This window comes from Desulfurobacterium crinifex (genome assembly GCF_054656775.1).
In genome coordinates, this window is record NZ_BAAHXO010000004.1 from 855786 (window position 1) to 867235 (window position 11450).

Here is an 11450-nt window from a genome sequence, read left to right on the forward strand (position 1 = left end):
AGTTTACTTCCATTTTTATTTATTCCTTTGTGATAAGTGAAGTAAAAAATTGGAACCGCATGGAACTTTTTTACTGCCATCTATCCTTATTTACAAGATTAATTTTTCTAACTATATTTCTAGGAGTTACTTTTGATAAGTATCTAGAGTCTCCATTGCTGTTCTCTAATTTGTACTTAATCTTCTTTTCTTCTCCTATCTTCTATGTTTTTTTGATTTGGTTACATGACTTATTTTTTCTTCCAAATGTACGAGTCATAGAGTATTCGGATAGAACGGAGTATAGAAACTATATAAATCAACTTGCTGCAAGAAATCCTTCGTTCAGACCTCGGATTTTGGTTTTTCTCCTGAAATTATTCGTAGCTTACATGGAGACCGTTTAATAACTTTCTATCTATTAAATTTAGAAAGCTTTTTAGCTTATGTAGCAATATCTCTTCCGTTTCAAATTCCAAATTTCTTCCATTTTAGAGATTTTTTAAGTTTTCGAAACCTGAGCTTTATGGTTTCTACTTTCTATTTATTTTCGCTTTTTTGCATAGCTGATCAGTATATAATTAAAAAGTTACATAAAATTCTTGAATTCCTGAAATCTGAATCGATATTGAAGATAATACATGTCTTTCTTTTCATTCTTTGATTTTATTTTGTAGTTAGGCTTTTTCCGCCGGAAAGTCTTTTTAATCGACTTCGTAGCTATTTTCCAGTACCGATATTGCGGGATTTAATAATTTCTATATCTTCTTTTTATCAACTTCCAAGAGGACAAATGTTTCAGGAGTATTCCATAAATAGAGGACTATTCGGTGGGGCGTTTCAATCAGAAGTATACGATAGAGAGCGTAGATATGTTAAAGAAATCTTTATAATTTTATTTAGTAAGCTTTATACTTCAACTTATACTTACCAGTAACATCTGGGAAAATTAAATCCCAAGTAGGGGGAAGAAGTGATTTGTCTTTTTCCTAAGCAAGCATCTACAATTCAGGCAAAGGTAGTTTATGAACAGTTTTCTATTCTTGAAAATGAAACAAATAACCTTCTAAGTGTTTGCTTATTTTTTCTAAATAAAAAAGAGTAATAGATATTTTCAAGAAGAAAACTGGCAAATTTGAAAAGTTACTTGATAAGAGTGTAAAAGAAAGTATCCTAAAAAAGTAGCTCGACTTCTCAATAGTGGAAAAGGCAATAGAGAACACAAAGGAGGAACTTTTTAACATTTTTATAGCATTTGGTTATCGAACACCTGATGAGGTTTATTACGGGAGAGAGGTATTAACTATGAATGATAGAATAGTGGTGCAAAGTTAGGGATCCACTTCAAACTCTTGAAAAGGCATCTTGAATTAAGTCTTTCAGAAGACTCTCTTTTGCCTATAGAATTACTCACTCTTTTTTCTTTATATTTTAAAGAGACAGATAATATTTAAAGTCTCTCAACGTAATAGTAAAGATACTAAAGTTTAAAGAGAGAATGCTTATCAGAGTTATGTTCTCGTTCCTCTTCTTCACAGGCGTTACAGACTTTATAATTTGCATCTTTTTATGAACATACAGTTTAAAAGTGCAGTGGAAATTTTCGTTGAGAATAATATAAATCTGTTTAAAAATGAGAAAGATAATAAAGCTCCCAATTTTCTCATTTCTTCTGATTATGATATTGGAGACGTAGTTGTATCTAAGTCAGCAACTGCTTTAATAAGGGGCTTGTTCTTCTGGAGAGAATAGAGTAGATTTCTTCCTATCCTTCTACATGAAATTGCCCATAGAGTGATAAGAGACATTAGCAAGTCAACGGAAAAAAGACTAAAAGAAAAACTAAATGACGTATTCTTCTGTACAATTTCACCAGTTATAGAACCTAATAAAGACATTTTTCTTGCTTTATTGGAAGATGTACTTGCTAATGCTATTGGTTATTGCATATACGGAGATGCATATTTTTCAGTATGCTTTTTGAGGATTATGGAACCTTGGATATTATGAATTCATAAATCGGAATTATAGATTTGGAGAAAGTGAAAGGTTATTCCTCAGAAATTATGGCTTCATTCCTACCAATTTAACAGATCTCAGAAGTTTTCACAAAGTAGAAAAGGCTATAATTAGAATTCGTGTACTTTCCATGCTTAGAAAAAGATATTTAAATGGAAAAGATGAAAAGATAGATGAACTTATAAGCGAATGTTTACAAGCTGTAAATGACCTTTATCCTGTAAATAAGGAAGATGGTATTGCTTATTTTTACTTAACATTGGAAAAGGAGTTAACTTTTAAGTTTAAAGCTTCTTTAATGGAATTTTTAGTGAATGAGTTTTCTAATATTGTTTTTTATGAATTAAAACTAAAACTGAAACCTATTTTCAATGAGGAAGGAATTGCTAATGTCAGAATTGCCGAAGTAGATAGCAAAAAATTAATTTATCTATTTCTGCTCCTATAAACCAAGAATCTTACAATGCTATTTTTGAAAAAGAAAATGATAGTTTTACGATAACAGTAGAAAAGAACTTACGATGATGAAGATAAAGGAATGAAAGAAGATAAAAGGATTAACATTTACAAAGCTATTTAGTTGATTAATATAAGTCAAATAAAGACCGCAATTAAGGATGAAACAATCGAATTTTTCTTAAAAAGCTTAATTTGTGGGAGGGAAGAATATTTAAAGCATATTGTATGATCATTCCTTATTCACCAGTGATAAAATCATATTCTGATAAAAAATTGTTTTTTCTCTTTGGATGAACTTGTTCAAGTAAAGACAAAGTACGTTTATGAAGGAAAGGATATTGAAAGTATTTACAGTTTATATGAAAAATTTAGAAAAAAAATTAGGTTCACATCCGTTTTATTCGTTGGGAAGTTTTGATTTCTTGTTTTTCCTGAGTGAGGCTACAATGTTAGCACACGAAACTGCCAAAGATTCATCTAAGGAAGAAGAGTTATATAGCCTGTTTCACGATACATTCTGCTATGCAGACCGGTACTCTTTATTAAGGTTGAAACATAAAAAACTTAATTCTCAAGAATCTATTTGGCGAGGCATTATACTTGTTAGACTGGCCGACTTATGGAACGAAGAGAAGAGAGCTGTTGAACAATTTTGTAGATTTCGAAAAGGATTTCTTTGGATTTTCTAATGGGTGGGAAGATTTAGTTTTTGTAAAAGAAGGAACCTTAAAAGATATTTTTAAGTTGAGAGTAGATCTTTTTGACCAAAATTGAGCTATTTTCTCCTGAATCTTCTATAAATACAGAGAAAGAATCCGCTATTCATGCAACTATCAGGATCACAAAGAGAGAGAAAAAAAGAAGATTTAGAGTTATTTGTATATTCCGGTAGACATGACTTTCTCTATTTTAAAAAGGAACTTTCAGAAAAAGAAGTTTTTGGGGAAATTAAGCATCTTCTTACATGCACTAACTGACCTAGAAAATTAAAGATATACATATAGATGTTTTAAGGATAGAAAATTGTGAGAAGGGGCTCTTTAGCCCCTTCTCGGATTAATACTCAGGCATTGATGGCATGCTCTTGTCTTCTTTTTCGGGAATCTCAGTTACTGTAGCTTCTGTTGTGAGGAGGAGTCCAGCTGCAGATGCAGCATTCTGGAGAGCCACCCTTTCAACCTTAGTTGGGTCGATGATTCCAGCTTCAACGAGGTTTTCAAATTCACCTTTCCTTGCGTTGAATCCGTATTCGTGGCCTTTCTCCTTGATGAGCTCTTTAACCTTCTCAACGATTACCTGTCCAGAATAACCTGCGTTGTCAGCAATTTGTCTTAGTGGAGACTCAACAGCCTTCTTGACGATTTCAACACCATGTTTCTTATCAACTTCGCCGTTTTCATCAAACTTTTTGATGAGGTCGTTGAGCTTTTGAGCTGCTGCAATGAGTGCTGTTCCACCACCAGGAACGATACCTTCTTCTACTGCAGCTCTTGTAGCATGGAGAGCGTCTTCAACCCTTGCCTTCTTCTCTTTGAGTTCAGCTTCTGTAGCAGCACCAACTTTTATGATAGCTACGCCACCAGCAAGCTTAGCAAGTCTCTCTTGAAGCTTCTCCTTGTCGTATTCGGATGTAGCTTTTTCGAGCTCAGCCTTAATTTGTTTGATTCTTGCTTCGATATCTTCTGCTTTACCTTTACCGCCGATGATTGTTGTGTGTTCTTTGTCAACAACAACCTTGTCAGCCTGACCGAGCATGTCGAGTGTAACGTTTTCAAGCTTGATTCCAAGGTCTTCGAGGATTGCAGTTCCACCTGTAAGGATAGCAATATCCTGAAGCATTGCTTTTCTTCTTTCACCAAATCCAGGAGCCTTAACAGCACATACTTGGAGTGTTCCACGGAGCTTGTTAACTACGAGTGTAGCAAGAGCTTCACCTTCTACATCTTCAGCAATGATGAGGAGTGGTCTTCCTTCCCTTGCTACACCTTCAAGAACTGGAAGGAGCTCTCTGATGTTGGAGATTTTCTTACCGTAGATGAGGATGTATGGATTTTCAAGTACGCACTCCATTTTGTCTGGATCTGTTACGAAGTATGGAGAGAGGTATCCTCTGTCAAATTGCATACCTTCTACAACTTCAAGGGTTGTTTCAAGACCCTTGGCTTCTTCTACTGTGATAACTCCTTCTTTACCAACTTTATCCATAGCTTCGGCGATGAGCTCACCGATTTCCCTGTCGTAGTTAGCAGAGATTGTAGCTACTTGAGCGATTTGTTCTTTTGTTTCTACAGGCTTGGAGATGTTTTTGAGTTCATCAACGATAACTTTAACGGCTTCGTCAATTCCTCTCTTAACTTCGATAGCATTGTCACCAGCTGTGATGAACTTGAGACCATCGTTGAAGATTGCCTGAGCAAGAACTGTAGCTGTTGTTGTACCGTCACCAGCCTTGTCAGCAGTTTTTTGAGCAACTTCTTTTACAAGCTGAGCTCCAATGTTTTCAACTGGATCTGGAAGCTCGATTTCCTTTGCAACAGTAACACCGTCCTTTGTAACAACTGGAGAACCGAACTTTCTTTCAAGAACAACGTTTCTACCGCCAGGACCCATTGTAGCTTTAACAGCGTTTGCAAGCTTATCTATACCAGCCTTTATTTTTTGTCTTGCTTCATCTGCAAAGAAAATTTCCTTTCCTGCCATTTTTCACCTCCCTCATAGGATTTTTTAATTACTCTTCTACGATTGCAAGAATGTCTTCTTCTCTGATTATGAGGAGCTTTTCCCCATCGATTTCAACTTCATTTCCAGCATACTTGCTGTAAAGAACCTTGTCTCCAACTTTAACTTTGAGAGGTCTGATTTCGCCGTTTTCAAGGAGTTTTCCTTCTCCTACAGCAACAACATCTCCAATTTGGGATTCTTCCTTTGCAGTATCTGGAAGGATGATTCCTCCTGCAGTTTTTTGTTCCATTTCTACTTTCTTGACCACAATTCTGTCGTAGAGTGGTTTGAGTTTCATCCCGTCACCCTCCTTTATCTGGTTTTTAGCACTCACTCAAGGTGAGTGCTAATGTTCACCTATAAATTTAAAAAACGCCTGTTGATTGTCAAGGGAGATCAGGAAGGTATTTGGAAATTTCTGGTCTTGGTTCTGAAAAGTATTGAGATTTTTCGCTTTGCTCAAATTGATTTTTTCATCCTGAAGGCTAAGTCCTAAGGATTTCTTAAGTTTTTTAGCTATTTTTGAACAACCTCTCAATCAAGAGTGCCAGCAGAAACGATGTATACAGGAAGTTCTGTTTTAGGCAGTCCCAGAAAACGCTGGAGGTCGAAGTCGTAAAAGGCTCCAATGCCGCAGGCTCCTATCTCCATGGATTCAGCAGAGAGGTATATGAACTCGCCGAGAGCTCCCGCCTCCATCAGGGCTCCCCTGTAATCCCTGCAATTCTTTTCCTTAAAGTCGTGGGTGAAGATGACATTCACGTTAGCCCGGGAAACAAAGCTCTGCCCTAAGCAGAGGTAGGCAAGCTTCGTGCTGAAATCACCTTTCATAATCGGGTAAAGTTTTTCTTCTCCGACGGCGTAAATACCATCCAGTATTCCTTCAACGTTTTTCACTTGAACATAGAAGTTTGTCTGAGGAAAGTTCCAGTCTGCCGGGAAGCAGGAGAGAGAAGACTCGAGGAGGTGTTTGAACCTTTTAAAGTCCAACTTTTTTCCGGTAAACTCTCTCCTTGAGCGCCTTTTTAGAAGTGTATCCTTTAAAGACAGTGACTTAACCTCGGGATAGACTTCAGGGGATTCCGGGTAGTTTCTGTAAAACTCACACGAAGTTAGATTACCAGAAAGGTGGGTGTTGACAACTTCGCTGTTGTATATGGACTTTTTCAGAATTGGCTGGTAGTCAGGGAAACGGGCTGTGAATATAAACTCTTCTCCCCAGTATAGAGCTGGTTTATCTATCAGAATAGTTGCAAGGACAAACTCGTTTTCACCGTCAATACCAAGAAGCTGGTTGAGTTTATCGTCTATGAATTTAGAGACAACATTTCCTCCCAATCCTATTGACCTCAGATAAGCCACACCGTTAGCAGCCATATGCCCTGTATCAAGAAGGCAGTAGCGGTAAGCCCTTGTTCTATACTTCCATGCACTGCGAGCATAGATGGAAGTTATAACTGCAACGATGTTCCCTGGAATCTCTGCGCAGAGGGCTGCCTGAAGGTGCTCAAAAAGGTTTTTCTCAATTAGAAGCTCTAAGGAGTGGTCGGTGGGCTGGTAGTGGTAAAGACCATCAGGAAGTTCTGAAAGATCTTTAACAAAGAGATAAAGCTCAAATGGGTAGAGAGCCCCAGCAGAAGGAGTGGCTCTAAAGGCAAATTCCTCCCCGTGGAAGTTCTCAACCTTTGTTATCCCGTTCATGGAGAAGGTGAGGTTTGAAAGCTCCTGAAGGGAAAGGGTATCCTCAGCTCCTTCACTACAAATCCTGTAAAGAACATCAAGTGTCTCCTGAGTGTGTCCATCAAAAGGAAGGAGGGGAAACTTTTTGACTCCTTTATAAACCTTAAATGGATTGGGATAGTTTGACCAGTCAAGGTAGTGGGGTCTCCTTACGCTCTCAAAGGTGTGAGCCGTCTTAACGTGGTAATTGAAACAGTTACCCATGGCACATCCTCCTCCGTCTGGATTTTATCACTTTCAAATGAGTTGTAAGTAACTGGTAACGAGAAACGAGTGACAGGTAAAAGATAATTGGTGGTAAAAAACAGTTACTCGTTACTTGTCATTGTCTCTGTAAATGGACAGACCATCAGCAATTTCTTTGATTGCAAGTAGTTTTCTGTATAATTCGATGGTAAAGGGGGTTAAAGGATGGGAGATTTGGTTAAGTTCTTGAGACAGATACCTCTTCTTTCAGGGCTTTCTGAAGAACAACTCACCAGAATAAAAGAGATATCGATTGTCAGGAGTTACACCAAAGGGACGGTAATTTTCAATCCCTCTCAGAAAGCTGAGGGTTTTTACATTTTGAAAAAAGGTAAAGTAAAGATTTACAAATCCAGTAGGGGAAAAGAGCAGATAATCAGGATTTTCTCCAGACCTACTTTCTTTGGGGAAGCTGCAAGCTTTACAGGAGGAAATTTTCCTGCCTGGGCAGAGACCATAGAAGACAGTGAAATCCTTTTTATTCCAAGGACAGAATTTCTGGAACTTATGAAGAAGGATCCTGAGATAGGAACGAGACTTCTTGCTGTAATGGCGCAAAGGCTGATCTATTTGACAGGTTTGATAGAGAGTCTTTCTCTTAAAGATGCACTTTCAAAAGTCTCTTCCTATATTCTAAGGAACAGTAAGGAAGTGGGTAACAATGAATTTAAATTCAGCACGAACATTGCAGCGATGGAACTTGGACTGACGAAAGAGACCGTTTCACGAATGCTTTCAAAGCTTAAATCTATGGGAATTATCGAAAAAAACGGCAATCTAATCAGGATAAGAAACAAAAATGCTCTTTTAGAGTTATCTGAATGATTGAAGCCTTACGAATTTCTCTCTTATTTCGTGGATGAGCCAGCCAAAAGGGTCATAAAGAAGCAATCTTGGACCGCTAAACCTCATTACTTCTTTTATTTTTTTTCTCTTTTCCGGTTGATAGCAGTGAACTGTACACTTCTTACAGCTGGGTTTCTCTTCTTTGAAGGGGCAGAGATCTAATCTTTTGAAGGCATAGTTGAGAAGTTCCTGGCATTCAGGACAGAGAGCTCCTTTTGGAGAACCGTGCTTTGCCCGGCAGTATATTTTGATCATCTTTTCTATTGTTCGTTTTTCTCTTTCGATAGACATCGTGTACTCCATATTAAAAATCCCCTCCCGAAAGGGAGGGGTGGGAGGGAGGAGATGAAGAAGCTTTGGGGGTGGAAAATTATATTCCAAGTGCCTCTCTCTTTTTCATGATATGTTCCTCGATTCCATTTGCAGCTTCTACTGGATCATCTCCAACTGCAATCTTACCACCTGTGAGTCCTTCCACCTCTTCTGTGAGAAGTTTGACAACTTTATCGGATCCTGTGACAGGTGGGACTGGAGAAACATGGGTGTAAAGTCCCATTGCAACTGCTGAGAATCCATCAATTACAGCTTTTTGCTCCATGTACTCGGGAGCAGTAACAGCCACAGGAAGTTGTGATGGGTCAACACCAAGAGCATTTGCAATAGCTATAACTGTCATGATTATTCTTCCTGTATCTGTACAGGTACCGAAAGAAAGGACTGGTGGGATTCCAAGGGCTTTACATACTCCTGCAAGCTTTGGACCTGCATATTTATCTACAGCTTCGAGTGTTTCAAGTCCGGCTTTCTGGAGACCTGCGTTTCCACAACCAGCGCCGATTACGAGGATATCTCTCTTTATGAGTTCCTTTGCAATCTGAACAGTCATGCTGTCCTGTGGACCGTTAGCTAAGGAAGTACAGTTAACAAGGGCTACAACTCCTTTGATGTCCCCACTCTTGATAACATCAAGGAGAGGATTGAGGCTTCCACCAAGAGCGTTAATAATAGCTTCAGCAGAGAATCCAACGATAGCCTTCTGTTTGAATTTTGCCACATCTGCTGTAGGCTTATTCTTTCTCTCCTTGAAGTTCTCAATTGCTATTTTGATTATCTCTTTGGCAATTTCTCTTTCTTTTCCAGGCTTGTACTCAAGTCTCATTGCTCCTGGAACGCCAATGATGTTAGAAACGGCAACCAGCTTGAAGTTGTACTTGTCTGCATACTCCTTGAGGTTTGCAAGTGAACAGTTCATATCCATTGCAAAAACATCAACTGCACCTGTAGAGAGGAAGTACTCAATTGAGATCCAGTTTGATGTAAGACCTGCAAAAACATCGTCACATTCAAGTCTTGCCATCATTTCCTGACCGGTTTCAATAGAACCTACAATCTTTACTCCTTTTGCACCGGCTTCTCTTGCCATCTTCTGAATTTCAGGGTCTTTAGCCAGTTCAACAAGTGCCATTCCAACAAATGGCTCGTGACCGTTTGGAAGGATGTTTACGTAGTCTGGATCGAGAATTCCAAAGTCAACTTCACACTCGTGTGGGGTAGGTGTTCCGTAGAGAGCATCCTGAATGATTTCAAGAGGAACGAGGGCTCCAAATGCTGAAGCTACACCGTTCCTGAGGGCTGCAAGGGCAAGAGATATGTAGTCGCCGTCGATATTTGTCATTGATCTTGTAACAGAATCAACGAGCTCGTTCATTGGACCTTTTGGCATTATTCCAAGCTTTCTGAAAACCTCTTTTCTGCTCTCAGGAGCAAGTTTCTCAACGAATATTGAAACATCATTCTGTGCAAGGCTGTTAAGGACGCCTTCTGCAACGAGCTTTGCTTTTTCGTTGAGAGGGAGAGAAGTATCTATATCCAAAACTTCTGCAAGGAGGTCAATCTTTGAAGGGTCTTTGATTTCATAGATTGTGTTTCCTTTTGCAGTTTCAAGGAGTGTTAGAGCAGCTTCTCTACAGTGGTATGTGTATGCTGAAAGTCCCATGTTTGCCTTGATGAGGAGGTTTCTCATTACGATACCGTGGGCATCAATACCACAAACGCCTCTTGGAGTTTGAGGTGTGATTCTACATGGACCCATTGAACAGAGCTGACAGGAAACGCCCTCTTTACAGAACTTACATCTGACTTTTTCCATTGCTTCGAATCTGTCGGCAACATTTGAGAGCTGGGCTTCCTTTACTTTTTGGTACATGTAGTTAACACTCTCGTGGAAACTTGGTACTTTGAGACCAACACCTGTGGAGAGGTCAGATTCCACACAGAAGTTCTCCTGTTGTTGGTTTTCTTTTTCATTCCCTTTTTTGAAGAATCCGAACATCCTGTTCCTCCTGATTGAGTTTATTCTGTTTTAAGGATACAGACAGTTTTCTGGAATTACCTTGACTTAAATCAAACTGAAGACAATATTTGAATACAAAGCTGATTGGAATTTAACAATTAAATGTAAGTATGGAGGTGAAAGTGAAAGTTGCGGTTCCAGTACTTGATACTGAGGTTCAGGGAAGAAAGCTGGTTAATGCCCATTTTGGGAAGTCAAACCACTTTGCTATTGTCGATACCGATACAGGAGAAGTTGAAGTTGTGAAAAATCCCGGCCTTCATCTTGAAAGAGGAAGAGGGATTCTCATCGCTGAAATGTTTGAGGAGAAAGGGGTTAAAGCTGTCCTTGTAAAGGAGATGGGTCCCGGTTCTTTCGATAAGATAAGGAACGTTTTGGGAATGAAGGTTTACTTAGTTCCACCTGAGGTGAAATTTCTCGATGATGCAGTTGAGAAGTTTAAGAAGGGAGAGCTTGAGGAGCTCCTTGAGCCCAACGAGGAGGAGCACCATTGAAGTGTCACAGATGCTACTCACCTGGTTGCTACAGAGAAGGAAAAGAGTGTAAGGATGTAGGGGAGCTTTTGAAAGGTCTGCCAGAATTTGAGAGAAAGCTATTAGAGGTTTCCTCAGACATCGAGAGGGAGTTCTACTGCAAGCTGACACGGGTTGAAGAGCTTCTTGAGTTTGCAAGGAGAATGGGATTTAAGAGAATTGGTATAGCTTTCTGCGTTGGTCTTTTTGAAGAGACAAGAATTCTTGCAAAAATCTTTGAATCCAATGAGTTTGAGGTTTTCTCAGTGGCTTGCAAGGTAGGAGCTGTAGATAAAGCAGAGCTAAACATAGAAAAGATGAAACCAGAGCTCTTAGAGGCTTCCTGTAACCCTGTTGGTCAGGCAGAAGTTCTGAATGAAGTTGAAACCGATATGAATATAATTGTTGGTCTTTGTGTTGGACACGACATGCTTTTCCAGATTCACTCAAGAGCACCTGTAACCACGCTGATTGTTAAAGATAGAGTTTTAGCCCACAACCCAGCTGGGGCTCTTTACAGTAACTATTACAGGAGAAGATTAATTAAGTAGCTGTCTCTTGGAATATTTGCATCT

General features: G+C 39.0%; 10 protein-coding genes. 5 read left to right on the top strand and 5 right to left on the bottom strand.

What is annotated here, in order from left to right:
- Positions 1 to 2128 precede the first annotated feature (2128 nt).
- On the top strand, positions 2129 to 2446 hold the full coding sequence (locus tag ACYQ3A_RS06545) for a hypothetical protein (protein ID WP_459896369.1): 318 nt from the start codon (positions 2129 to 2131) through the stop codon (positions 2444 to 2446).
- 653 nt (positions 2447 to 3099) lie between these two features.
- Positions 3100 to 3231 carry a hypothetical protein gene (locus ACYQ3A_RS06550; protein ID WP_459896370.1) on the top strand — a complete coding sequence of 44 codons (132 nt, stop codon included), beginning with the start codon at positions 3100 to 3102 and terminating at the stop codon, positions 3229 to 3231.
- 282 nt (positions 3232 to 3513) lie between these two features.
- Here ACYQ3A_RS06550 and groL read toward each other — a convergent pair whose 3' ends face one another.
- From groL to ACYQ3A_RS06565, 3 genes are all read right to left on the bottom strand, one after another.
- Positions 3514 to 5157 (bottom strand): chaperonin GroEL, encoded by a 1644-nt coding sequence (gene groL, locus ACYQ3A_RS06555; protein ID WP_459896371.1) that lies wholly within the window; start codon positions 5155 to 5157, stop codon positions 3514 to 3516.
- Between the two features lie 28 nt (positions 5158 to 5185).
- Positions 5186 to 5476, bottom strand: coding sequence for a co-chaperone GroES (gene groES / locus ACYQ3A_RS06560; protein ID WP_459896373.1), 291 nt, complete (start codon positions 5474 to 5476; stop codon positions 5186 to 5188).
- Positions 5477 to 5712: 236 nt separating this feature from the next.
- On the bottom strand, positions 5713 to 7122 hold the full coding sequence (locus ACYQ3A_RS06565) for a SagB/ThcOx family dehydrogenase (RefSeq protein ID WP_459896374.1): 1410 nt from the start codon (positions 7120 to 7122) through the stop codon (positions 5713 to 5715).
- Between the two features lie 207 nt (positions 7123 to 7329).
- On the opposite strand from ACYQ3A_RS06565, the gene ACYQ3A_RS06570 reads away from it, so the two are divergent.
- Positions 7330 to 7989, top strand: coding sequence for a Crp/Fnr family transcriptional regulator (locus ACYQ3A_RS06570; RefSeq protein WP_459896375.1), 660 nt, complete (start codon positions 7330 to 7332; stop codon positions 7987 to 7989).
- Here the strand turns inward: ACYQ3A_RS06570 and ACYQ3A_RS06575 are convergent.
- A complete protein-coding gene (locus tag ACYQ3A_RS06575; protein WP_459896376.1) occupies positions 7978 to 8301 on the bottom strand; it encodes a nitrous oxide-stimulated promoter family protein in 324 nt (107 codons plus the stop codon). The two genes, ACYQ3A_RS06570 and ACYQ3A_RS06575, sit on opposite strands and share 12 nt — an antisense overlap.
- A gap of 79 nt (positions 8302 to 8380) precedes the next feature.
- A complete protein-coding gene (cooS, locus tag ACYQ3A_RS06580; protein WP_459896377.1) occupies positions 8381 to 10342 on the bottom strand; it encodes an anaerobic carbon-monoxide dehydrogenase catalytic subunit in 1962 nt (653 codons plus the stop codon).
- Positions 10343 to 10485: 143 nt separating this feature from the next.
- On the opposite strand from cooS, the gene ACYQ3A_RS06585 reads away from it, so the two are divergent.
- On the top strand, positions 10486 to 10857 hold the full coding sequence (locus tag ACYQ3A_RS06585; RefSeq protein ID WP_459896378.1) for a NifB/NifX family molybdenum-iron cluster-binding protein: 372 nt from the start codon (positions 10486 to 10488) through the stop codon (positions 10855 to 10857).
- Positions 10854 to 11426: a DUF1847 domain-containing protein gene (locus ACYQ3A_RS06590; RefSeq protein ID WP_459896379.1), complete on the top strand. Its 573-nt coding sequence runs from the start codon at positions 10854 to 10856 to the stop codon at positions 11424 to 11426. Before ACYQ3A_RS06585 ends, ACYQ3A_RS06590 begins: the two co-directional genes overlap by 4 nt.
- The last annotated feature ends 24 nt before the right edge of the window (positions 11427 to 11450 follow it).